Origin of the sequence: [Mycobacterium] stephanolepidis, from assembly GCF_002356335.1 — a bacterium.
GTDB classification, from domain to species: Bacteria; Actinomycetota; Actinomycetes; order Mycobacteriales; family Mycobacteriaceae; genus Mycobacterium; species Mycobacterium stephanolepidis.
Window position 1 is genome coordinate 4,812,733 of the sequence record NZ_AP018165.1, and the last position, 23,385, is coordinate 4,836,117.

General features: G+C 63.6%; 25 protein-coding genes, 1 pseudogene and 1 riboswitch. Of the genes and pseudogenes, 13 read left to right on the forward strand and 13 right to left on the reverse strand.

The genetic code is table 11. From position 1 onward, the window contains the following. Positions 1-71 precede the first annotated feature (71 nt). From MSTE_RS23910 to MSTE_RS23930, 5 genes and pseudogenes are all read right to left on the reverse strand, one after another. A complete protein-coding gene (locus MSTE_RS23910) occupies positions 72-353 on the reverse strand; it encodes a glutaredoxin domain-containing protein (protein WP_096504961.1) in 282 nt (93 codons plus the stop codon). Between the two features lie 9 nt (positions 354-362). Next, positions 363-758 carry a pyridoxamine 5'-phosphate oxidase family protein gene (locus MSTE_RS25140; RefSeq protein WP_057967586.1) on the reverse strand — a complete coding sequence of 132 codons (396 nt, stop codon included), beginning with the start codon at positions 756-758 and terminating at the stop codon, positions 363-365. A gap of 303 nt (positions 759-1,061) precedes the next feature. Then, on the reverse strand, positions 1,062-1,301 hold the full coding sequence (locus tag MSTE_RS23920; RefSeq protein ID WP_231897154.1) for a WhiB family transcriptional regulator: 240 nt from the start codon (positions 1,299-1,301) through the stop codon (positions 1,062-1,064). A gap of 38 nt (positions 1,302-1,339) precedes the next feature. Then, a pseudogene (locus MSTE_RS23925) lies at positions 1,340-3,074 on the reverse strand (NRAMP family divalent metal transporter). 302 nt (positions 3,075-3,376) lie between these two features. Then, a riboswitch (M-box (ykoK) riboswitch) is annotated at positions 3,377-3,546 on the reverse strand. 82 nt (positions 3,547-3,628) lie between these two features. Further along, positions 3,629-5,125, reverse strand: a complete 1,497-nt coding sequence (locus MSTE_RS23930) for a potassium/proton antiporter (protein WP_096504967.1) — start codon at positions 5,123-5,125, stop codon at positions 3,629-3,631. 60 nt (positions 5,126-5,185) lie between these two features. Here MSTE_RS23930 and MSTE_RS23935 point away from each other — a divergent pair, with 60 nt between their 5' ends. Beyond that, positions 5,186-5,863, forward strand: coding sequence for a potassium channel family protein (locus tag MSTE_RS23935; RefSeq protein WP_162291733.1), 678 nt, complete (start codon positions 5,186-5,188; stop codon positions 5,861-5,863). A 4-nt stretch (positions 5,864-5,867) separates the two neighbouring features. Here the strand turns inward: MSTE_RS23935 and MSTE_RS23940 are convergent, their stop codons facing one another. Continuing rightward, positions 5,868-6,068: a three-helix bundle dimerization domain-containing protein gene (locus MSTE_RS23940; protein WP_064393551.1), complete on the reverse strand. Its 201-nt coding sequence runs from the start codon at positions 6,066-6,068 to the stop codon at positions 5,868-5,870. Between the two features lie 200 nt (positions 6,069-6,268). Here MSTE_RS23940 and MSTE_RS23945 point away from each other — a divergent pair, with 200 nt between their 5' ends. The 3 genes from MSTE_RS23945 to MSTE_RS23955 all read left to right on the forward strand — a co-directional run bounded on the left by MSTE_RS23945 (position 6,269) and on the right by MSTE_RS23955 (position 8,136). After that, positions 6,269-7,684, forward strand: coding sequence for a phytoene desaturase family protein (locus tag MSTE_RS23945; RefSeq protein WP_096504971.1), 1,416 nt, complete (start codon positions 6,269-6,271; stop codon positions 7,682-7,684). A gap of 74 nt (positions 7,685-7,758) precedes the next feature. After that, positions 7,759-7,914, forward strand: coding sequence for a DUF6131 family protein (locus MSTE_RS25270; protein WP_044105428.1), 156 nt, complete (start codon positions 7,759-7,761; stop codon positions 7,912-7,914). Positions 7,915-7,935: 21 nt separating this feature from the next. After that, on the forward strand, positions 7,936-8,136 hold the full coding sequence (locus tag MSTE_RS23955) for a hypothetical protein (protein WP_096504973.1): 201 nt from the start codon (positions 7,936-7,938) through the stop codon (positions 8,134-8,136). A 5-nt stretch (positions 8,137-8,141) separates the two neighbouring features. Here the strand turns inward: MSTE_RS23955 and MSTE_RS23960 are convergent, their stop codons facing one another. Then, positions 8,142-8,906, reverse strand: a complete 765-nt coding sequence (locus MSTE_RS23960) for a MerR family transcriptional regulator (RefSeq protein WP_096504975.1) — start codon at positions 8,904-8,906, stop codon at positions 8,142-8,144. Between the two features lie 226 nt (positions 8,907-9,132). On the opposite strand from MSTE_RS23960, the gene MSTE_RS23965 reads away from it, so the two are divergent. Genes MSTE_RS23965 through MSTE_RS23975 form a run of 3 tightly spaced genes read left to right on the forward strand, consistent with a single transcriptional unit; the run spans position 9,133 to position 12,974 of the window. Then, a complete protein-coding gene (locus tag MSTE_RS23965) occupies positions 9,133-10,386 on the forward strand; it encodes a sodium:proton exchanger (RefSeq protein WP_096504977.1) in 1,254 nt (417 codons plus the stop codon). Between the two features lie 48 nt (positions 10,387-10,434). Next, complete coding sequence (locus MSTE_RS23970; RefSeq protein ID WP_096504979.1) at positions 10,435-12,312, forward strand: S9 family peptidase; 1,878 nt, start codon at positions 10,435-10,437, stop codon at positions 12,310-12,312. Then, positions 12,309-12,974 (forward strand): DUF3159 domain-containing protein, encoded by a 666-nt coding sequence (locus MSTE_RS23975; RefSeq protein ID WP_096504981.1) that lies wholly within the window; start codon positions 12,309-12,311, stop codon positions 12,972-12,974. The genes MSTE_RS23970 and MSTE_RS23975 overlap by 4 nt, the downstream gene beginning before the upstream one ends. Here the strand turns inward: MSTE_RS23975 and MSTE_RS23980 are convergent. The 3 genes from MSTE_RS23980 to MSTE_RS23990 all read right to left on the reverse strand — a co-directional run bounded on the left by MSTE_RS23980 (position 12,895) and on the right by MSTE_RS23990 (position 15,509). Further along, a complete protein-coding gene (locus MSTE_RS23980; protein ID WP_096504983.1) occupies positions 12,895-13,590 on the reverse strand; it encodes a restriction endonuclease in 696 nt (231 codons plus the stop codon). The genes MSTE_RS23975 and MSTE_RS23980 overlap by 80 nt on opposite strands. Before the next feature lie 66 nt (positions 13,591-13,656). Further along, on the reverse strand, positions 13,657-14,421 hold the full coding sequence (gene nei2, locus MSTE_RS23985; protein WP_096504985.1) for an endonuclease VIII Nei2: 765 nt from the start codon (positions 14,419-14,421) through the stop codon (positions 13,657-13,659). Positions 14,422-14,501: 80 nt separating this feature from the next. Next, positions 14,502-15,509 (reverse strand): bile acid:sodium symporter family protein, encoded by a 1,008-nt coding sequence (locus tag MSTE_RS23990; protein ID WP_096504987.1) that lies wholly within the window; start codon positions 15,507-15,509, stop codon positions 14,502-14,504. Positions 15,510-15,580: 71 nt separating this feature from the next. Here MSTE_RS23990 and MSTE_RS23995 point away from each other — a divergent pair, with 71 nt between their 5' ends. Next, the gene (locus tag MSTE_RS23995; RefSeq protein WP_162291734.1) at positions 15,581-16,435 is read left to right on the forward strand and encodes a LysR substrate-binding domain-containing protein; all 855 of its coding nucleotides are present in this window, start codon (positions 15,581-15,583) and stop codon (positions 16,433-16,435) included. 17 nt (positions 16,436-16,452) lie between these two features. Here the strand turns inward: MSTE_RS23995 and MSTE_RS24000 are convergent, their stop codons facing one another. Both MSTE_RS24000 and MSTE_RS24005 read right to left on the reverse strand, forming a co-directional pair. Next, positions 16,453-16,818 (reverse strand): DoxX family protein, encoded by a 366-nt coding sequence (locus tag MSTE_RS24000; protein ID WP_096504989.1) that lies wholly within the window; start codon positions 16,816-16,818, stop codon positions 16,453-16,455. Continuing rightward, positions 16,818-17,114 (reverse strand): hypothetical protein, encoded by a 297-nt coding sequence (locus MSTE_RS24005; RefSeq protein WP_096504991.1) that lies wholly within the window; start codon positions 17,112-17,114, stop codon positions 16,818-16,820. Before MSTE_RS24005 ends, MSTE_RS24000 begins: the two co-directional genes overlap by 1 nt. Before the next feature lie 75 nt (positions 17,115-17,189). Here MSTE_RS24005 and MSTE_RS24010 point away from each other — a divergent pair, with 75 nt between their 5' ends. The 5 genes from MSTE_RS24010 (at position 17,190) to MSTE_RS24030 (ending at position 22,135) form a co-directional block, all read left to right on the forward strand. Beyond that, positions 17,190-18,065: a sigma-70 family RNA polymerase sigma factor gene (locus tag MSTE_RS24010; protein ID WP_096504993.1), complete on the forward strand. Its 876-nt coding sequence runs from the start codon at positions 17,190-17,192 to the stop codon at positions 18,063-18,065. Positions 18,066-18,133: 68 nt separating this feature from the next. Continuing rightward, entirely contained in the window at positions 18,134-20,074 is a 1,941-nt protein-coding gene (locus MSTE_RS24015) for a potassium transporter Kup (RefSeq protein ID WP_096504995.1), read from the forward strand. A 49-nt stretch (positions 20,075-20,123) separates the two neighbouring features. Next, positions 20,124-20,615, forward strand: a complete 492-nt coding sequence (locus tag MSTE_RS24020; protein ID WP_096504997.1) for a Dps family protein — start codon at positions 20,124-20,126, stop codon at positions 20,613-20,615. 22 nt (positions 20,616-20,637) lie between these two features. Then, positions 20,638-21,288, forward strand: a complete 651-nt coding sequence (locus MSTE_RS24025; protein WP_096504999.1) for a thioredoxin domain-containing protein — start codon at positions 20,638-20,640, stop codon at positions 21,286-21,288. Between the two features lie 34 nt (positions 21,289-21,322). Further along, positions 21,323-22,135, forward strand: coding sequence for an HpcH/HpaI aldolase/citrate lyase family protein (locus MSTE_RS24030; protein ID WP_096506335.1), 813 nt, complete (start codon positions 21,323-21,325; stop codon positions 22,133-22,135). Here the strand turns inward: MSTE_RS24030 and MSTE_RS24035 are convergent. Then, complete coding sequence (locus MSTE_RS24035) at positions 22,125-23,375, reverse strand: M20 family metallopeptidase (protein WP_096505001.1); 1,251 nt, start codon at positions 23,373-23,375, stop codon at positions 22,125-22,127. The genes MSTE_RS24030 and MSTE_RS24035 overlap by 11 nt on opposite strands. Between the last annotated feature and the right edge of the window lie 10 nt (positions 23,376-23,385).

The following is a 23,385-nucleotide window of genomic DNA, read 5'->3' on the forward strand; positions in this document are numbered from 1 at the left end:
CGCCGAGCGGGCATTCATGCTGGTCCAGGCCGAGCAGGTCCAGCACGAATGTCACCGCGGGGTGAGGAGCGTCACTCTCGCAACGCCTGCGGTGCGTGCTCTCGCACCAACGCCAGCAGCTGCCGCCGCGAGGGATTCACCAGGGGATGCCCCGCGACGTCGACGGTCGGCACCGTCTCGTTGCCGTTGGCAACGGAACGTACGTAGGCCGCCGCCGCCGCGGATTCCCAGATGTTGACTTCGGTGTAGCGAAGTCCGCTGAAACGCAGTTCGGCCCGGAGCTTGATGCAGTAGGGGCAGCCCGGTCGCCAGTACAGGACGACCTCGTCAGACGCTGGAATGGGCTTCGTCATGATCCATGTCTACACGCGCTTCCCCGCGGTGACGCCCGGCTTGAGTGTGTAGATGTCGTCGATCGCGATAACGACGGCACAGCGTGGGTACTTCAAGCCTCGTTCCTGCGCAAACGCGACGGCATCGTCGAACGCGGGCCCCGACTCGTGAACGTGGGCCGAACCGACGAACCGGTAGCCGTCCAACGCTTCGCGATCGATCACCGCGACCGAGACCTTCGATCCCGCATGGATGTTGGCCAGGGTCTGCCCTCCGGTGTTCTCGTTGAAAATCAGCGAGTGTTCATCCCGGACCCGCAGAGAGCGTTTGGGCCCGATGTTGGGGGTCGTGCCGTCGGTCACGGTCGCAAGAATCGCCAGCTGGGAACCGAGCATCCGCTTCATCTCATCGGTGAGCGTGGGCATGGTGGGCGCGACCTCCTGGAATGGTTGTACTGGAATGAGATTCGGTGTAGGTGGTGGCGGTGCGCAGGCCCGGGCGGTGTCGAGTAGCCGCCTCGCATCACCGACCGGAGCCGTGCGCATCAGCACCGAGAGCAGATGCAGCAGACCCTCGGAAACCATGAGCGGGCGCTGGCTGGTCCGTAGGATGCCCGCAGCGGAAACCTTGTCGCCCAGAGCGATTGCTTGAGCTATCGCAACCGCCTCACACCAGGACGCATTTACGGGCCCTAGATCCACCTCATGGTTTCGGGTCACCTAACTATATTATTCGCATTGCCCAACTACGTCTAGTGCTCGCTTCCGCGGCGGCACCCCGCTCCGGTCGCGCCGTTCCCGTGGCGTGGTTGCTCCCCATACTCCGAACGATTCACCCGCCGCGATGGCGTACCTACCGCATGGGTCCCGCACCGGGCAATTCCGGCAGATCTGTTTGGCGCGGGCCTCCCGCAGGTTTCGGGCTCTTCCCCGCTCGTTATCCGGTGAGAAGAACAGATCGGTCGACATGCCACGGCAGCGCGCCCACTCAAGCCACTTCATTTCCGCTACCCCACGATCGTCTGCGCGACTTTGACACCGACCAGCACCACCGCCAGCACGAGGTAGCCGCGGAGGGCAACCATTCCCGCGGTCCGCAGCGCCGACCACGCTGGGCGTTCCAGCGTGTCAAGCGCTGGGGTACGCCAGATTTCGCGCTCTTGCCGTAGGACTTCCCGCCGCAGCGCCCGATCACGCGGCGCAGATTCGAGGTCCCAGATCTGCGCGGGATCCAGTCCCCCCAGATCGGTGGCCATAACACGCGCCTCGGCGCGCTCGACCCGTTTCTGCATCGCGTAAATCATCAGCCCACCAAGGGCGCCGACAACGACTCCGGCCACAAAGAACACCTTGAGCTGTTGGGTCGTCAGGTCCGGGAAGAATGTCACCGCGGTCAGCGACAAGGACAAGAGCACCAACGACCAAACAATCACTCCCGCAACGATGTTCTGGCGCACGGTGTTGACCCACGGACCCAGGACCGCCTTGTCGTTGCACAGGAGCACCAAGAACACCGTCGCCGACGGCAGCAACACTCCGGCAAGTGCCTGCACCCCCTGGGTGAGCACACCCAGCACCGGATCCGGGCTGAACGACACCGCCGCGGCGACCGCGAGCAACACGCCATAGCCCAGGTAGAAAGCAGGTGCCTCGCTGAGCTTCCAGTGCAGCGAGTGGCGCTTGCCGAAGGTATCGCCCAGCGCATAGGTGGTGGCCAAACCCACCGCGTTGGCACCGATGAGCGAGGCATCCAACAGCAAGAGGGCGAAGAGCGCACCCACCGTGGGACTGACATGCTCGTGCAGCAGCCGCGCGACGGCACCCGCATCGGTGAAGTTCCCCACGGCATCGGTACCCGCCAGGCCGAATGCCGCCGCACCCATGATGCAGATGGCACCGACCATCACCACGACGATTCCGATGGCCAGATCGATTCGCTCGTAACGGATCCAGCGCGGTGTCAGACGCTTGTCCACGATGTTGGACTGCTGGAAGAACAGCTGCCACGGTGCCACCGTGGTCCCCACGATCGCGACGATCAACATCAGCAGCTCGGCGTTCAGCCCGCCCGGAAACGACGGCACGAGCCCGGAGGCCGTCTCGGCCAGCGTGGGCCGAACCAAGACCGCCAATCGGAATCATCACCACATTGAGCGCGATGAGCGCGAAGAGGAATCGCTCCCAGCGTCGGAACGAGCCTCCGGCGATCACCGCGAACAACAGCACGGCGGCCAACGGCACCGAGATCCACCGGGGAAGTCCGAAGTAGCTCAACGCCATCGCCACTCCGATGAATTCGGTCACGATCGTCAGCGCGTTCACCACGAACAGATCGCCGACGCTGAAGGCGCCCCAGAACCGCCCGAACCGGGTGAAGATAAGCCGCGCATGGCCCACCCCGGCGACCGCACCGAGCCGAACCACCATCTCCTGATTCACGTAGAGCACGGGAATCAGCAGGGCCAACGTCCATATCAACGCCATGCCGTAGTTCTGTCCGGCCTGGGCGTACGTGGCGACGCCTCCCGCGTCGTTGTCGCCGACCATCACGATGAGGCCGGGACCCAAGACCGCCAACAACATCCGGAATCGCTGCCGCTTAGTACGGCCCTCGGTGCTCTCATGCTGCCCGATGGTGCCCAGGGCGCCGACGATGTCGCCGACATGCGCGCTGTCCATGACAGCGCCGGTAGGGGCGTGAGTGTCGTCGTATCGGCGGGGGACGCCGTTGAAGAATGACATTGCAGATGCCGCCCTTTCTCAGGGTTCGGTCCACTGCGGACATTTCCCGCGCACAGCAAATAAAGCCTGGCGCAATAGATTTCGCGACAGGTCAGGCGTGAGCGGTACCGCAGCGGAAGGCTGGGAACACACGTATGTGCTGGTCTAGGCCAGGTTGTCGATCCGGACTGGGATACGGACTATCGCCGGACTGCATGTCGTCCCTCACCTCCTCGCTGCCAGAGCGGCTGTGCCGCAACATCTTCGTGTCAGCGCACGTCAATGGCGCCCAGACAGGAGAGAGTGCCCGCCATTGCACGGGCCGACCACCTCTCTCGTCAGAGCTTCGGCACTGCACGACGTAATCCCCAATGGGAAGCCACCTCGGATCACCCCTTAGGCCGGGGAGATCTGTCCTAACCCTGGGCGTCTCTCGACGTCGTCGGATCAGTGGCCTGTGTTCGTGCAGGAGCCTCGCCTAGCGAGGTGCTGACGCGCGTTACTGTATGCCCGAGTACTGCTGTGCGTCAACGCAAACCCTATTCCTCACAACTTCTTGACGGCAGCGCAACCGATCAGCCGAGGTCCCCGTACTCGTCGAACCAGTACGCGAGCTTGCCGCGCCGGCTCACCGCACGCAGTCGCGACTCCGTCAACGCCCGCGCCTTACTGGTGGTGACGATCATCAATTCGTCGTCCGACTCGATCCGGGTGTCCGGTAGCGGTACGAAGGTGTTGCCCTGCCTGATGATCAGCGTGACGACAGCTGGGTCGGGCAATCGCAGTTCGAGGATGGTGACATTGCGCAGCCGCGAACCCGACTGCACCTTCATGGTGAGCAACTCGGCATCCAGCACATCTAAAGGTGCTGCCTCGACTTGGATTTCACGGGTAGCTTCGCGGGTGATCAGACCGAGCAGACGCGCGACAGGCCGCAAGCTCGGCCCCTGTATCAACGTGAAGACCACCACCAGAACGAACACGATGTTCAGCAGGCGGTAACTGTCCGGTACGCCCTCCACGATCGGAAAAGTGGCAAGAACAACGGGCACCGCACCACGCAGACCTGCCCAGGACAGAAAGGCCCGCTCGCGCCAGGGGATTCCAAATCCAACAAGCGATCCCACCACAGACAACGGCCGGGCCACCAGCAACAGCACAAGCCCGACGACGATCGCCGGAACCAGGTCGCCCCATAGCTCACTGGGATTGACCAGCAAGCCCAGCAGCACGAAGAGACCTATCTGCGCCAGCCAACCGAGCCCCTCGGCGAAAGATCGAGTGGCAGACCGATGCGGTAGACCGGAATTGGCCAGCACCACCGCGGCCAGATAGGCGGCGATGAATCCGCTGGCGTGCACGCTGCCAGAGGCTGCGAACGCGACCAGCCCGATACCGAATGTCGCGATCGGGTACAGGCCCGACGCGGGCAGGGCAACACGGCGCAGCGCCATCGCCCCGAGAAACCCACACACCAGACCGATCGCGGAACCGGCCAGCAGCTCGTACACGATCTGAACAACAGCGCTCTTCGGCTCGAATACGAAGGGCACGATGCTGAACATCAAGACCAGAATCACGGCGGGAGCGTCGTTGAATCCGGACTCCGCCTCCAGTAGACCGGCGAGCCGGCGCGGCAGCGGCAGCACCCTCAGCACGGAGAACACGGCCGCGGCATCGGTGGAGGACACGATGGCGCCCAACAGCAATGCCAACTGCCAATCCATGCGCAACAACACGTGCGCACCGACCGCGGTGACCATCGTGCTGATCACCACACCGACGGTGGCCAGCGCGCCGGCGGGCGCGAGGACCTTACGAATATCGGAGAACCGCGTGGTCAAGCCACCCTCGACGAGAATGACCGCAAGTGCTGCGGTGCACACGTTCCGGGCCAGTTCCACATTGTCGAAGTCAAGGCCGAGCCCGTCTTCGCCGAGCACCACACCCACCAAGAGAAAGAACAAGAGACTGGGGAACCCGATACGCGTGGCCACCCGAGTGCCGACGATGCTGGCGAGCAGCACAAGCCCACCAATGAGCAAGGCCAGGTACAGCTCGTGCAGGCTCACGTCATTCCCGTCGGTCGACTCCGATTAATAGGGCACGATAGCGGGGTGGTGGAACGGAAGATGCGAGTGGCGATTGCCGGTGCGGGCAAGGTCGGCCGTTCCGTTGCCCGTGAGCTGCTCGACTACGGCCACAAGATCCTGCTGATCGAACGCGAGCGCAGCAACTTCGACCCGCACGCCGTGCCCGGCGCCGACTGGCTCAACGCCGACGCCTGCGAGTTGGACACCCTGGAAGATGCGGGGATCGAGACCTGCGACGTCGTAGTCGCTGCCACCGGTGACGACAAGGCAAATCTCGTTGTGGGCCTGCTGGCCAAGAACGAGTTCGGGGTACCCAGGGTGGTGGCCCGCATCAACGACATTCGGAACCAGTCGCTGTTCGGCCCGACCTGGGGTGTCGACGTAGCGGTCTCGACACCCGGCGCCATGGTGGCGGGTATCGAGGGCGCGATCGACATCGGACACCTGGTCCGCCTCATGGGATTGCGCGAGGGAAGCGCGGAACTGACAAAACTGACGCTGCCCGAAGACAATCCGTTGGTGGGACAGCGTGTGGCAAACCTGGACTTGCCGCCAAACACCGCACTGGTCACCTTGATTCGGAATGGAACCGTCGTAGTTCCCCAGGCCGAGGATGTCTTGGAGGCCGGGGACGAGATGCTCTTCATCGCCAACAGCGCGGTCGAGCCCGCCGTTCGCGCAGCAATCCACGGAGCCGCAGTAGCGCCCGACAGATAGATGGCTACACGCTGAGCAGGGCCAGCTCCTCACGCGCCCGCCGCTCGACCAGTAGTGGGACGTAGTCACGCAGGGGGCTGTCATCGAAGCGAGAGTGCTCGGCCCGAACTACCGCCTCCACGATGTCGCGAGTCAGATTCGGATGCCGCCCATGGAGCTGTTCCACAAGGTCGCCGATCCCTGCCTGCTCACTGAGTACCGCCACAGAGACAAAATTTGCACTACGTTTACAGTTTCGTCAACTGCCGAAATCGACGCGAACGACGGCCAGCCAAGGGCTCCGCAACCCGGTTTGTAGACTCGGGTGACGGACCCGACGGAGGTGGATGTCACGGTGCAGGTCGTCTGTAATTCGTTGATTACCTGTGTATCTCGCAGCGTTTGGGCCAGCCTCCGGGTAGCCCGATGAGCACCGCGACCGTTGTCGGCAGCGGACCCAACGGGCTGGCCGCAGCAATTACCCTCGCCCGCGCGGGGATCTCTGTCACTGTGTTGGAAGCCACTGATGAACCCGGGGGCGGGTGCCGTTCCTCGGAGATGCTCCATCCTGGGCTCATCCATGACCACTGCGCGGCCGCGCACCCGATGGCGATCGGGTCGTCCTTCTTGACCAGTCTGGATCTGGCTCGCCATGGTGTGCACTGGCTCCTGCCAGATATCGATTGCGTTCACCCCCTCGACGACGGCTCGGCAGGCGTGCTGTTCCGATCGGTCGACGACACCGCCGCACGGATGGGGCGGGACGGCAACCGTTGGCGTGCGTTGTTCGGTTATCCCTCGCGACATTTCGACACCCTCGTGGAAGACATCACCGCGCCGTTGCTGCGGATACCTCGCCACCCTGTTCAGCTGGCGCGATTCGGCATGCCCGCCGCCCTGCCCGCCTCAGCCATCGCACAACTGCTCCGCACCGAATCGGCCCGCGCCCTCTACGGCGGCGTCGCCGCGCATGCCTTCCGCCCCTTGCACTACCCGATGACCGCCGCGGTTGGCCTCGGAATCATGACGGCCGGACACCGCCACGGTTGGCCCGTCGTCTCCGGCGGCACCGGTTCTCTCATCGGCGCCATGACCACAACGCTGAGCGACCTGGGCGCGGAGGTGCACACGGGCGTTCGCATCGATGACGCCGCACAACTACCCGCCGCCGATCTCACGCTGTTCGACCTTGAACCCGGCTCTGTCGCAAAGATTCTCGGTGATCGACTGCCCACGCGAGTCGTCCGTGCGTTCACCCAGTTCCGGCACGGGCCCGGCGCCTTCAAGGTCGATTTCGCGATCGAGGGCGGCGTGCCGTGGACCGCATCCGTCGCGCGCCGGGCAGGCACTGTGCACCTTGGCGGGACCTACGCCGAGGTGGCCTCAACCGAACGGCAGATCCACGCGGGGACCATGCCGGAGCGTCCCTTCGTCCTTGTCGGCCAACAGTATCTGGCCGACCCGCAGCGCTCCTCCGGCAATGTCCACCCGTTGTGGACCTACGCACACGTGCCATTCGGCTACACCGGAGACGCCACCGAGGCGATCATCGAGCAGATCGGACGATTCGCGCCCGGGTTTCGTGAACGGATCGTCGGTCTGGCGGTGCGCTCCACCACGGAGATGTCGGTGTACAACGCCAACTACGTGGGCGGGGACATCATGACCGGCGCCAAGGACGTTCGACAGCTGGTGTTCGGCCCCCGTGTCGGGCTCGCTCCGTACAGCCTTGGTACACCGGGCATGTACATCTGTTCGGCGGCCACACCGCCCGGCCCCGGCGCTCACGGCATGTGCGGTGTACATGCCGCGAACACCGCACTCAAACGTCTCCCCCGATGAGGGCCGACGGCGTATGGTTGACGCCGTAAACAAAACATAGTGCGTAGCAACCCGCACGGAACGAGGTGAGGGCCATGATCGTCCTCGGAGCCATCCTGTTGGCCGCCGGTTTCTTTCTCGACATTGGATGGTTGTGGACCGGCGGGGTCGTGCTCATCGTCATCGGATTGATCCTGATGGTGGCGGGCCGCATGGGGCACGCCATCGGTGGCCGTCGCCACTACTACTAAGAGCCGCAAAGGAGTACATCAATGCGGTACGCAGGATTGTTGCTCGCCGTCTGGCTGATCGTAGGGGCCATCGCCGTCGCTCAACGCGGATACTTCACCAACAGCCCACAAACCTGCGCCAGCGCGGGAACCATCGCGCTGACTGTGCTCGCCGGCCCGCTCAACTATGCGGGACTCAATCCGACAGTCAGTCAGTGCAACATCCCACAGCCAAGCCAGTGAACCACTCAGCCAGGCTCTGACTCTGATCTGATCGCCGCACCCACCCGAACCAGCACGTCGAGCTGCGCAGGGTTGAACCGGTCCAACAGCGCCCGCGCCACCGTGCGTTCGGCGAACTGTTGCCCGCGCGGAGCGTCCGCCGTCGAGTTCAGCATCCCCGGGTGATCGGCGTAGAGCTTCCTGGCATGTGCGGACATCCGGGCCGCGAGGTCGGCGCGCATCTGCTCGTCGGCGTCGGCCGCCAGATCTTCCAGCTCGCGGTCCAGATCGCGGTCTTGCTGGTCCAGAAACATCCCGATGAACGCCTGCAGACCCACCGGACCCAGCACCCGCGACATGACGAATGCCAGCGAGCGGTCGGTATCGGTGAGCTCCATGGCGACCGCCGCGGAACCGAATTCGGGCGGCATATCGGCCGGCACCTCGCTGGACAGTATTTGACCGAGCTCGTCGCGGATATGTTGCAGCCGTTCGATGGTGGCAGCGAGCTCCGTGTCCAGGGCCCGCAATGCCTCCTGCGGATTCTCGTCGGCCTCATCCATCTCCGCGATCTGCTTCAAGGAAAGACCCAGCCCCGTGAGACGTTTGATCTGCAGCACCCTGACCAGGTGTGCGACTCCATAGCTCTTGTAGCCATTTGACCGACGTTTCGGCTCATCGAGCAGGCCGATGTCGTGGTAGTGGCGCACAGCACGAAGGCTGGTACCGGCGAGCTCGGCAAGCTCCCGCGTACTCCAGCCCACCGTCACTCCTTCTGCATCTGCCGACATACCGCCCACTCGACACTATGCCGCTGCGGCATGGTCAACATTCGAAACCCTCGGCTACCAGCAACTCCTGAGTCAACGCGCGCAATCTGGTTTGCCACATTCTGATATTAGGGTAACCGAAGAATTCATAACGGTGCCTACTAGCTTCTAATTTTCCCATTTCGGGTACATCTCGCAGGGGTATCGATCTGTTGCTGAGTGCGTGTGGCGGTGCTAACTTGGTCCCGTGCAGACCACCGCCAACGTGACCACCGTGCCTGGTGGACTGCGCCGCCAGCTCCTCCGGTCGGTGTTCATCACCGCGTTGTTCATGGCGCCCGCACTGATCACACGGATCGGTGGATTGCATCCGAATCCGGTAGTAGCTCTCGTCATCTACGGCGCTGCGGTGGTGGCCGCCAGTTTCGTATTGGCCTGGGCGGCCGAGGCGGCACAGATCGACGTCTCCGGTGGCCTGGCCATCGCGGTGCTGGCCCTGATCGCGGTGCTGCCCGAATACGCGGTCGATCTCTACTACGCCTACATCTCCGGCCAGGTTCCCGAATACAGCCAATACGCCGCGGCGAACATGACCGGTTCGAACAGGTTGTTGATGGGACTGGGCTGGCCCGTTGTCGTTCTTATCGCACTCGCGGTGGCCCGCAAGACATCCGGTCGACCCACCAACCTGCTGTCGCTGGAGCCGTCCAACCGCATCGAGCTCGGATTCCTGCTCGTGGCCGGGGTCGTGGCGTTCGTGATACCGGCAAGCGGCCAGATTCACCTCGTGCTGGGCATCGCACTGCTGGCCTGGTTCGGGTTCTACCTGTTCACGATCAGCCGCGGCGAAGCCGAGGAACCGCAGCTGGTGGGAACCGCCGCGGCCATCGGCATGCTGCCCAAGCACATGCGCCGCAGCACCGTTGTGACGATGTTCATCCTTGCCGCGTCGATCATCCTGTTGTGCGCAGAGCCCTTCGCCAACAGCCTGGTAAGCGCCGGAACACAACTGGGCATCGACCAGTTCCTGCTGGTGCAATGGTTGGCACCGCTGGCATCCGAAGCGCCCGAGTTCATCATCGCCGCGATCTTCGCCGCGCGGGGCAAAGGAACCGCAGCCATCGCGACCCTGATCTCGTCCAAGGTCAATCAGTGGACGCTCCTGATCGGTTCACTCCCGATCGCCCATCTCGCGGGCGGTGGCGGCTACTCCCTGGTGCTCGATGCCCGTCAGATCGAGGAAACCCTGCTGACCGCCACACAAACCATGATGGGTGTGGCCCTGATCCTCGCCCTGCGATTCCACCGTGGCACCGCGTGGGCGCTGCTGGCATTGTTCGTGATCCAGTTCCCCATCACCTCGACCCATGGTCGGCTCATCCTGTGCGGCGTGTACGCCGTCCTGGCGGTAGCCGGCTTGATCGTCAACCGCAGGCACGTCCTCGCGACACTTCGCGCGCCATTCAGCAGGTCGGCGGCGCCACAGTTGACTGTGCCGTAGCGGCATAGTTTCTCCTGGTGTTACTTCGTCACACCGAGAGGAACACCCATCGTGCTGCCCAAGCTCATCACCGTCGAGGAATTCTTCGATCCGCCGGTGCGCGCGTCCGCATCGATCTCACCGGACGGCACCAAGATCGCGTACCTGGCGCCGCGGAAGAACCGTCTCAACGTATGGGTCCACACCGTCGATGACGACAACCATGACGCGGCACGGTGTGTTACGTACGACGAAATACGAAGCGTCACGGGATTTCTCTGGGTCGATGACCCGCGCTGGCTGCTGTACGTGCAGGACTCCGGCGGAGACGAGAACTGGCACCTATACCGGGTTGATCTGGACAATCCCGGCGCCCCGGCTGTCGACCTCACTCCGTATCCCGGTGCGCGTCTGCTGGGCCTGGAGCAGCCCCACGGCCGTCCCGGAAAATTGTTCGTTCAGCTGAACCACCGCAGAATCGACCACATCGACCTATACGAGCTCGATGTCGCGTCCGGCGAACTGACCATGCTCGCCGAAAACCCCGGCAACGTCATGTCCTGGTTCTGCGGCCCTCACCATGAGGTGTTCACGCAATCGCTGACACCTGAAGGCGATATCGAGTTTTCTCGATACGAGTCCGGGGCGCTGGAGTCTCTCGTCGTGTACAACGGCGCGGACTACCCGGTCGGTATGCATCCGACTCAGATGACACCCGACGGTACCGGGTTGTGGATGGGCTCAAGCCGCGATACCGATCGCACGCGTCTGGTCCGGCTAGACCTGGCCACCGGTGAGGAGTCGGTGGTTGACAGCCACCCTGCGTTCGACCTCTCTGCTGCCCTGGGTCTGGCACCGGCACTGATCCGGCATCGCAAGACCGGAGAGCTACTGGCCGTTCGGTATCTCGGCGAACGGCAGGAAATCCGGGTTCTCGATCCGAACTTCGCTCCGGTGCTGGAGAAAATTCAGGAGCTCTCGGACGGTGACGTTGCAGAAATCTCGTGCGACGAGAACGGCCGCCGTTGGGTGGTCAGCTTCACCCACGACCGGGATCCCGGTGTCACCTACCTCTACGACCACGAGAAGGGCGAAAGCAGGCTGCTGTTCCGTCCGTACCCGCACCTGGATTCGGCAACGTTGGCGCCCATGACGCCCGTGACGATCACCTCGCGCGACGGCTTGAGTCTGCACTCCTACCTGACGCTGCCCGTGGGGGTGGAACCCGCAGGACTACCCCTGGTGCTGGTGGTCCACGGCGGTCCGTGGCACCGTGACAGTTGGGGATTCGATCCGTCGGTGCAGCTCCTGGCCAACCGCGGATACGCAGTGCTGCAGGTCAACTTCCGCGGATCCACCGGCTATGGAAAGGCCTTCACGAAGGCGGCCATCGGCGAGTTCGCGGGCAAGATGCACGACGATTTGATCGACGCCGTCGACTGGGCGGTCAAGCAGGGCTACGCCGATCCGAGCCGGGTCGCGATCTTCGGCGGCTCATACGGTGGTTACTCCGCGCTGGTCGGGGTTACCTTCACCCCCGATGTCTTCGCGGCCGCCATCGACTACGTGGGCATCTCCAACCTCGCCAACTTCATGCGTACCCTTCCCGCGTTCGTCCGTCCGAACCTGACCAACAACTGGTACCGCTACGTCGGCGACCCTGCGGTGCCGGAACAGGAATCCGATATGCTCGCCCGCTCACCCATCAGTCGGGTGGATCAGATCCGCACCCCATTGCTGGTTGTGCAGGGCGCCAACGATGTTCGTGTTGTCCAAGCGGAGTCCGACAACATCGTGGCCGCACTTCGGGCCCGTGGCGTCGAGGTCGAATACATGGTCAAGGAGGACGAGGGGCACGGGTTCTTGAACCCTGAAAACCAGATCGACCTATTCCGCGCGACGCAGCGATTCCTGGCCCGGTACCTCGGCGGACGGGAGGTTTCGTGACCGAGATTGTTGAGTTCGCAGAGAAACCCGACAACAAGCCCACACTTCTCGAACAGGTCGGCGGACTATCCGGGCTCATCTACGCCGGCTTACCGAGTGTGACATTTGCACTGGGCAACAGTGCTTTCGGCTTGGCCGGTGCCATCTGGATATCCATGGCCACGGCGGGCGCCATCGCCGCATGGCGGTGGTTACGCAACCAACCACTGCAGCCGGCGATCTCCGGGTTGTTGGGGGTGGCCATCTCAGTGGCCATCGCCTACCAAACCGGTTCGGCCAAGGGCTTCTTCCTGATGGGCATCTGGACCAACCTGATCGCCGCAGTCGTCTTCCTGGCCTCAGTCTTGGTGGGCTGGCCACTTGCCGGAGTGATCTGGCACGGCTTGACCGGCACCGGACACCGCTGGCGCAAAGACAAACCCTCACGATTCGCCTTCACGCTGGCGACACTGACCATGGCGGGCGTCTTCGCGTCCAGATTTGTTGTGCAGGAATGGTTGTACGCCGCTGATTCGGTTGGCTGGCTGGCCATCGCACGCGTCGCCATGGGCTATCCGCTCGCCGGACTGGCGCTGCTGGTAGTCATCTGGGCAGTGCGGCGTTCGAAGAGCCGTGCATCTCAGCTTGATTCAGCCAGCGCGGCAACCGATCACGACCGATGAGTTCACACTTGCTGGTCGCGGCAAGAGCGTGCGCCTGACGGGTGAAATCCTGGTTGCTGACCACCATCGTGCGGGTGCAGTCATAATGCCGTGCACCCGCAACGACCTCTTGAACGGCCCTGACACCCACTGTCTTTGAGTATCGCTTGCATTGGACGGCGACGACGTCACGCCGATTGGTGGCTATCAGGTCTACGCCGTAATCACTGGATGCCGGAGTGGTCTCGATATGCCACCCGGCTCCGTGCATACGAGCCGCGACGAAGGTCTCGAAATCGACGCCGGACATCTCATCGATCTCGGAAAGCCCTGACATTGTCATATACCTACGCAGTTGGGCTTCGTAACGGCGATGCGCCATCACATCGCCGAGTCCGCGCAGGCCCCATCCCGCTGCACGCAGGATCAGATACACCGCATACGGCGAGGCCAGGTAGCCGACCTGCGCCAGCGCGGCGAGCGCTGGGTCTGCCGTGTTCCGATACACCAGGACACCGGGCCAGACAGCCAGCGCGATGATGGGCCCGGCAAGCACCACGATGATCAGCGCGACCAGTGCACGCGAAAGACGGTGCCACCTACGAGCAGCCCTCCGTCTGAAACGCCGCAGCCTCATTGGATGGACTTTAAGCCAGCCCTCCGACACCCCGCGGGAACTGGCGCCCGGGTACGCGGTGTCACGTCACCGCTGGCAATTGGGGCACCAATATGCCACCCGCGGCAGGGCCTGATCGCGCGAGATCCGGGTTCCGCAACGGCGGCACGGCTTTCCATACCGGCCGTAAACCCACAGCTCACGGCCGGGGCGCGGATCACCGGTCGTTGTCCTGCGATGGCTGTCCTTGTTCGCGCGCAACAACGCATGGGCACGCTCGACAAATCGCTCGGGGTCGACGAGGCCCCGCACCGGCGTTGTGGGCAGCATCCCTGCCAGAAAACACAGTTCGTTGCAATACACGTTGCCGATGCCCGCCATGACTCTCTGGTCGAGAAGCGTCGAACCCAGCTCATCATCTGCTCGTGCCATCAATCGCTCCAAGGCGACGGCCGGATCCCAATCTGTCCCAAGAAGATCCGGGCCTAGATGGCCCACAATGTCGTTTTCCCGTCCCCGCTTGACCACATCCAAAACGCCCAAGCTGATCCCAAGGGCCACCGAGTCGTCCGTCCTGAGTACCGCTCTGATTCGGTGGTCCCAGGTAGGTACGGACTCCCGAGCGGACACGATCCGCCAGCTGCCATCCATTTTCAGATGCGAGTGAATGCTGGCCCCGCCGACACGAATGAACAGATGCTTTCCGCGTGCAACCACGCCGTCCACGCGTTCTCCACTCAAATCGACGGTCGCGAAACGTGGAACACGGATATCGCAGCCCGTGAGCACCCGGCCGGTCAGTGCATCGCCCAGGCGTCGCGCTGTTCGGAAAACCGTGTCGCCTTCTGGCATTCCGAGTCCTCCTTGCGCTAGCCGTCACAGGCTACCCAACTCCGCACCGGAGTGATAGCGAGGCCGCCGACACGCAAAGGTCAGGCCGCAGAGACGGTCTCGTCTCCGACGGTCGCCGCGTCGGAACTCTGGGCCCGTCCCCACCGCCCCGCCAGCGCCGCGCAGGTGATCAGCTGAATCTGGTGGAAAATCATCAGCGGCAGCACGATCAAGCCCACCGGATGGCCCGCGAACAACACGGTAGCCATGGGTAATCCGGTCGCCAAACTCTTCTTGGAGCCGCAGAAGATCACGACAATGCGGTCCGCCCGGTCGAACCGCAGCAGTCGTGCGGCCCCCGCCGTGACGCCCAGCACCACCGCCAGCAGCACGATGCTGACCGCGAACACGGCCAACAACCGGGAGAGCTGCAGACCCTGCCACACATGCTCGACCATCCCGGCGCTGAACGCCGCGTAGACCACCAGGTAGACAGATCCACGATCGACAACCTTGGTGAGCGTGGTGTGGGACAGGATTCGATACAGCTTGGGGCGCAACAACTGGCCGGCGACAAAGGGCAACAGCAGTTGCACCACGATCTCCAGGATCGCGGTGGGCGAGACTGTCGCCTCTCCGGTGGTCTGCATGAGCAGCATCACCAAGACGGGAGTCATGAAGACTCCCAACATGTTCGACAACGAGGCGCTCACCACCGCAGCCGCGACATTGCCGCGGGCGATGGACGTGAAGGCGAATGAGGATTGCACCGTCGAAGGCAACAGACACAGGTACAGCACACCGGTGTAGAGGTCACTGGTCAGCACCGATGGCACCAACAGCCGCATCGCCAGGCCCAGCAGGGGAAACAGTACGTAGGTCGCGGCCAACACCGTGGTGTGCAGTTTCCAGTGCTTGAGACCCTCGATCGCCTCACGAGGTTCCAATCGAGTCCCGTAGAGGAAGAACAGCACCGCGATGGCGATCTTGGTCGCCCAGTCCAGGACGTCGGCCGCGTCGCCGCGCGCGGGGAGCAGCAGCCCAATCCCCATGGCAGCGAACAGTCCGAGTAGGAACCCGTCAATGCGGAGTTTGGCCAGCCACGTCACTACGCCACAATACGAGCGCAGGAACTAATTATGAAAGCCGATAGAAGTGATATCTATGAACGCGTACCGTGATGGATGTGTTGGATCCCGAGCTGCTGCGGACCTTTCTGACCGTCGAACGAGCCGGCGGATTCACCGCTGCCGGGCGCATTCTCGGGCTGCGCCAGTCCACCGTGAGCGGACATATCGCGAGGCTGGAGCAGTCCGTCGGCCGGGAGCTGTTTCGCCGCGATACCCGCAATCTGTCGTTGACCGCCGACGGTGCCGCGATGGTCGGCTTCGCCCGCTCCATCCTGGACGCCCAGAGCCAGGCCGATCGCTACTTCGCGAGTTCGGAGCTGACCGGACTCATCCGGCTCGGCGCCTCCGATGACCTGGTGGCCCGTGAGCTGCCCGATGTCCTCGTCGAGTTTCAGGACTCCCATCCCGGTGTGGATCTGGAGCTGGTCGTCGGGCTCAGCGAGTACCTCAAGACACGCATGACCGCGGGCGAACTGGATCTGATGGTGGCCAAGCGCCTGCCGGGTGAAAAGCATGGTGAATTGCTCTGGCGCGACAAGCTTGTTTGGGCGGGCCGGCCCAACACCCATGACGTGCGCGACCCGGTGCCCATTGTCACCTATCCCCCGCCGAGCTTGACTCGGCATGCGGCACTGCGCGCACTCGAGCGGGAGGGCCGCACCTGGCGCATCACCTGTGTCAGCGACAGTCAATTGGGACTGCGGGCAGCGGCCCTGGCAGGTATGGGTGTCATCTCCCACGCCGAATCCCTTTTGCCAGAAGGCCTTGTCACGGTTCGCGATGACAGCCTGCCCGACCTTGGCGAGCTGGAGTTCGTGCTGGTGCGTCGTCGTAGTGTGCTGTCCGAACCCGAACAGGCGTTGTGTGACGCGATCATCGCCAGCACGCACCGCTTGCACCGGTGATCCCCTGCACTCGGGACCTAGGCCACCGGTAGCGCGAAGTAGGCCAGCGACCCCACCGCGAGTGCCAGGAACACACCTGGGAACGCGATGTTGTGCAACACATTGCTGCGTATGTGCGCAGCCACAGCGCCAATGAAGAACGCCACCAATCCGATTGCCGCAGCGAGCCCGATCGGGCGCACCCCGGCCAGCCCGATGATCAGGCCGGCCACCCCGGCTCCTTCGATCACCGCGAGATAGGGAATCCAGCGCGGGGCCAATCCCACCTCACCGGAGTTCTGCACCACGAACTGTGCCTTGACGGCCTTGGCCACCACCTCGAATCCATTGGCGATGACGCAGAGGACGGTCGTCACCCACAGCGCAATTCCGAGAACCGACATCAGCCCTCATACCTTCCCAGCACGGTGAAAGATTGGGGGGCAACGGGTTCGGTCGCCCATCCGGCGACCTTGCTACGGAAGTCGAGCGCATCCGGGATACCCAGGAGCGGATTGTCGACTCCCTCGGCGAGGTGCAGCAGGAATACGAAGTCGGGGCCATCTCCGACCCTGCCTGCCGTGTAGGTCATGCCCGTGGGGGCTGCCACGCTCACCGCCGTGAATAGCGCCGCGATAGCGCCCTCGACCTCATGTACCCGTTCGGCATCTGTGCTGAAGCGGACCATCTGTACGCTCATCTGTGCCTCCTCTCTAGTCGGTTTTCGTTGACCTCACCCCTCTTGACGACCGACATGACGGAAAGGTGACCTCCCGTGGATCTCATTGAAAGATTCCAGGCCGCACGGCCACGACTGTTGGCTGTGGCGCACCGGATCCTGGGCTCGCACCACGATGCCGAGGACGCGGTACAGGCCGCATGGATACGGGCGCAGTCGGCCGACCTCAACGCGGTGGACAATCTCGACGGGTGGCTCACCACCGTCACGGCCCGGCTCTGCCTCGATCAGCTCCGGGTGCGCGAGCGGCACGGGGAGATTCCCCTGACTGCCGAACACCTCCCGGGCACGCAGCTTGGCGCCGACGAGGACTTCCTGAAGCGCGAGCAGGTTTCGCGTGCACTGCTTGTGGTGCTCGGCGAATTGTCCCCCAAACAGCGTGTGGCCTATGTCCTGCATGACCTGTTTTCCATGCCCTTCGAAGACATCGCCGCAGCGCTCGATACCACTGCCGTCTCCGCCAAGAAGCTCGCCAGCCGGGCGCGACTGCGCCTCAGTGCCGCGGAACCGGTGCCGGCCCGCGAGGCTCAGAGCCAATGGGCGATCGTCGATGCCTTCCTGTCGGCAGCCCGCGGCGGCAACATCGAGCGTCTGATCACGCTGATGTCGCCCGATGTGGTCCGAACGGTCGACCGTTCACTCATCCCCGGCGACGCAGCGACACTCATGCAGGGCGCCCGAGCCGTCGCCGAGGAAACGCGCACCTTTGTCGATCGCATCGCGGTGTCGACAACACTTTTCGTCGACGGAAGGCCGGGTGCCGTCATCGCGCCGGGTGGCCACCCCTTCGCCATCATCCGAATGGATATCCGCGACGGACTGATCACCCGTATCGACATCGCGCCGTATGCGGGCAGCGGCGCCGAGCTGACGGCCGCCTATCGGGGGGCCGACGCCCCGGGATCGAGCTAATATCTGGCTGCCACAGCACCGGCCACACCGCATGGCACGGTGGGCGCAGCAGAAACGAGAACCGCACCGTGCAACAAGACTCTGCGACCACGTCATCACACAGTCCCGGGAGCCTCACGCAGACCGTGCGCCTGGGGGTCATCGTGGGCGCACTGGGGGTGGTGTTCGGCGATATCGGTACCAGCCCGATCTACACCATCCAGACGGTGTTCAATCCCGCTGATCCCCATCCGGTGCCGCTCAACACCAACAACGTGTACGGCATTGTGTCGCTGATCTTCTGGTCGGTGATGCTCATCGTCACACTCACCTACGTCACGTTGGTCATGCGCGCCGACAACGACGGCGAGGGCGGCATCATGGCACTCATCACGCTGTTGACGCGGTGGAGCGGAAAGCAAGGGCGCCGCAGCGCTCTGGTGCTGGCCGGTGCCGGACTCTTCGGCGCCGCACTGTTTTTCGGCGACAGCATGATCACCCCTGCCATCTCGGTGCTTTCGGCGATCGAGGGGGTAAAGGTCGTCCAGCCGGATCTGGAGGAGTGGATCGTACCCATCACCGCGGTGATCATCGTGGGACTGTTCATGGTGCAACGTCACGGCACCGCGGCCGTCGGGCGATTCTTCGGCCCGGTCATGATCGCGTGGTTCACCGCGATCGGCGCCTGTGGGATTACCGGCATTGCCAAACACCCGGAGATCCTCAAGGCTCTCTCACCCACCTACGCGGTCGGCTTCATGATCGGGCACTTTCACATCGCCTTCTTCGCCCTTGCCGCCGTGGTGCTTTCGGTCACCGGGGCCGAGGCCCTGTACGCCGATATGGGCCACTTCGGGCGCAAGGCCATCACCTACGGCTGGCTCGGCTTGGCGCTACCCGCTCTCACCCTGAGCTACTTCGGCCAAGGTGCCCTTCTCCTCGGCGACGAATCCGCCATCAGCGCACCCTTCTTCCTGCTGACTCCGGACTGGGCCCGACTGCCGATGGTTCTGCTCGCCACCGCGGCGACGGTCATCGCGTCGCAGGCGGTAATCACCGGCGCATACTCAGTCGCCTCGCAGGCGGCCCAGCTCGGCTACCTGCCGCGCCTGCGAATCGACCACACTTCCGAATCGACGATCGGCCAGATCTACGTGCCGTGGATCAACTGGGTGCTCATGGTCTCAGTGCTGACACTGGTTTTCGCCTTCCGAAGCTCCGCGGCGCTGGCATATGCCTTCGGCATGGCGGTGACGGGCACCATCACCATCACCACCCTGCTGTTCTTCTACGTCGCCCGCATCCGCTGGAACACGCCACTGTGGCTCGTGGTGATTGGCGCGGGATCGCTGTTGGCGGTCGATCTGCTGTTCCTGGCGGCGAACATGACCAAGCTGGTGCACGGCGCGTGGCTGCCACTACTCATCGCGCTGACGGCGTTCACCGTGATGACCACCTGGCAACGCGGCCGTGCCATCGTGACTCCCGCACGCGAGGAGGAAGAGGGAGCGTTGCGTGAGTTCATCGACACCCTCCACAACGAGCCTCCGCAGGTGGTGCGCGTGCCAGGCACGGCAGTATTCCTCAATAGGGGCAAGGAAACTGCGCCCTTGGCCATGCGCGCCAACGTCGAGCACAACCACGTGCTGCACGAGCACGTGGTCATCCTGTCCATCGAGACACAGCCGATACCCCGCGTGGCCGATTCCGATCGCACCACGATCGATCACCTCGGATACATCAAGGACGGAATCGTGCACGTGAGCGCTCGTTTCGGATATATGGAGACGCCGAACGTGCCGCATGCTCTGGGACTGCTCGACGCATCCGACACCGAGGGCCGCATCGACCTCGACGAGGCCACCTACTTCCTGTCCAAGCTCGAGTTGATCAAGGGCCAGGCACCCACCATGGCGCGCTGGCGCAAGAGCTTGTTCATCGCGACATCCCACATCACGGCGGATGCTGTCGAATACTTCGGCTTACCTCGGCACCGCACGGTCATCATCGGTTCACGTATCGACGTGTAAATGTGCCCTAATCTGGAATAGATCCAATTTAGACCGGGTTGCACCTGATATGCCGAACACAACCCGTACTCCCGAATCCGACGTCACCAACTTCCAGGCCTCGGCCGCAGTGAGCGCGAGTCTGCAACAGGTCCTGGTCGACCTGATCGAACTGCATCTGCAGGGTAAGCAGGCCCACTGGAACGTCGTCGGCAGTAATTTTCGCGATCTACACCTGCAGCTCGACGAATTGGTCGACTTCGCACGCGAATCGAGCGACACCGTCGCCGAACGCATGCGCGCGCTCGATGCGCTGCCCGACGGCCGATCCGACACCGTCGCGGCGAGCACCACACTGCCGGAGTTCCCGCCCTATGAACGCAGCACCGGCGATGTCGTCGACCTGATCACCACCCGCATCTATGCCACGGTGAAGACCCTGCGCGCGGTGCACGACGCGGTGGACGACGAGGACCCCACCACCGCCGACATCCTGCACCAGCTCATCGACGGCTTGGAGAAGCTGGCCTGGCTGATCAAGTCCGAGAACCGGAAGGTGTAGCCGACTGAGCGATGATGGACCGATGCATGCAGTGAAGCGCTTCGCGACGATCATCGGTCTAGTCACCGCGGTCCTGGTCCTTGGCCCCAACGCCGGATTGGCGCACGCGGCCGATGCGTCGCCCGCCGGGGATGTGCTGTCCCTTGGCGACCCGGCCGCCCCGGGGCAGATCGATCTCTACCTGGACCCGCTGTGCCCCTACAGCGGGAAGATGGTTCAGAGCCAGGGCGAGGAGATCGGGCGGCGCATCGAGTCGGGCAAGCTCCACATCAACCTCAGATTCGTGGACTTCCTCGATAAGTACTCTGCCAGCGGCACATACGACAGCCGTGCGATCTATGCCAGCTTCGTTGTCGCCGATCAGTCACGATCAAGCGATATCACCTGGCGCTTCATCCGAGAGTTCTACGCCAAGGACCAGCAGCCCGAGGAGGAAGGTGACACGGACCTGAGCAACGACCAGCTGGCGGAGCTGGCCGCCCGAGTCAACGCGCCCCAGAGCGCACAGGATCTGATCAGGGTCGGGCTGCCGGTGCCCTTTGATGCCCGTGCCATCGCGGCGAACAATCTGCCGCTGCTGCGTGCCTTCCCCAAATCCGGTGTGCCCATGGTTGTCATCGACAATCAACCTGTTGATGGAGAATCTGCTTGGCTGAATCGAATCCCGCGGTAACGGCGTCGCTCTGCGAAATACTGGTGAGGTGGCAGTGAACTCGAAGGTTTCACGCTCGTGGCTTCTGGTCAATCCTTCCCGGGAGCCCGACCTCGGTGCTGCCGTCACATCCACACGTGCCGACGAAGTGATCCTGGACTTGGAAGACGCCGTCGCACCTAATGAGAAAGAATCAGCACGCGCACGTGTGCTGGAGTATCTCAATTCAGGCGGGCACGCCTGGGTGCGCGTGAACGATGCTTCCAGTGACTTCTGGTCGGCCGACTGCCGAACCCTCGCGGACGCGCAGGGCCTCAAGGGTGTGGTGCTGGCCAAGACCGAGGGTGGAAATCACATGTGGGACACCGCCAACCGCCTCGGTGGCGAAACTCCCGTGATCGCGCTGATCGAGACCGCGCGGGGCCTGTCCCGCGTGCACGACATCGCCGCGGCTCGCCCCTGCTTTCGCATTGCCTTCGGCGTCAATGACTACACGCTCGATATCGGTGTCGATCCAGACCCATTGGCCCTGGCCTACAGCAGATCCCAGCTTGTGGTGGCCTCGCGCGCCGCACACATTCCCGGACCGATCGACGGCCCAACCCGCGATCCGGCCGAACTCGCCGAGGGAGTCGCGCTGACGCGCCGCATGGGTATGACGGGAAAGCTGGCGCTGCACTCCTCCGATGCCGACACCATCAACAAGGGTTTGAGCCCCTCCGATGACGACGTTGTGTGGGCTCAGAACTTCGTGGAGCAGTTCAACAGCCACGGTGGAAAGCCACAGGACGGTAGCGACCTACCCCGGCTGAATCGTGCCCGGATCATTCTGGAACGCGCGCAGATGCTGGGCTTGATCACGCCGTAGCGGTCAACCGCGACAACGCCGCCACGGTGAGCGCCTCAACCCCGGTGCTGAGCGTCGGTTCCAGCACCGGCGCGAATTCCGGAGAATGGTTGGACGGCACCGGCTTTCCGGCCGCCGCGGCATCCTCGAAACGCTGCTGCTCGTACCCGCCCCAGAACCAGAATGCGGTGGGGACACCGGCTGCGGTGCCGAAAAATCCCACGTCCTCACTGCCTGCCAGCGGATTCGGAGACTCGATCACCCGCTCAGCACCAAAGTGCTCACGGAACACGGCGGCAATCGCCTGCATCGCCGCGTTGTCGACGACGGTGATCGGGAAGGTGTGCATCGACGTCACCGCCGGTTCCTTGTCGGCACCCGAAGCCGTCGACTCGGCCTGAGCGATCCGCGTGATGGACGCCAGCGTCTTGCGCCGCACCTCCTCGTTGAAGGTACGGACATTGATGCCGAGTTCCGCGTCGTCGGGGATGATGTTGTCCTTCGCCCCCGCATGCAGGTAACCGACGGTGACCACGGCGGGTTCGAACGGGGACAGCTCGCGCGACACGATGGTCTGCAGACGCTGCACCACATTCGAGGCCATCACCACCGGATCGACGGTCGACTCCGGTTGCGAGCCATGGCCACCCCGCCCGAACAGTTGCATCTTGAGCGAATCCGAGGCGGCCAGCGCGGTGCCCGTCTTGTACGCGATCATCCCGGCCGGCAACGGACCGACGTGTTGGCCGAGAACGACCTCGGGCTTGGGAAACCGATCCAAGATGCCGTCGGCGATCATCGCCTTCGCACCCCCGCCCACCTCCTCGGCGGGTTGGAAAATCGCGACCACCGTCCCCGACCACACGGTCTTGAGTTCATTCAGCAGCCGAAGGGCGCCCACCAGCGCGGTGACGTGCATATCGTGCCCGCAGGCGTGCATGACGGGAACATCCCTGCCGTCCGGGTTGGTGGCGCGAACGGTACTCGCGTAGGGAAGACCGGTCTGCTCCTGTACCGGGAGTGCGTCAAAGTCGGCCCGCAGCCACACCACCGGACCGGATCCGTTGCGCAGCACGGCCACAACACCGGTACCGCCGACGCCCGACGTCACCTCCAGCCCGAGCGGCGCAATCGCCTCCTGGATCTTTGCCGCGGTCCGGTGTTCCTGGAACGAGAGTTCCGGATGCTGATGCAGGTCGCGGTAGAAGTCGGCCAAATCCCCCAAAGTGTCCGCCCAGTTGTCGGGCAGCGTGATCGTCATCCGGCCTCTC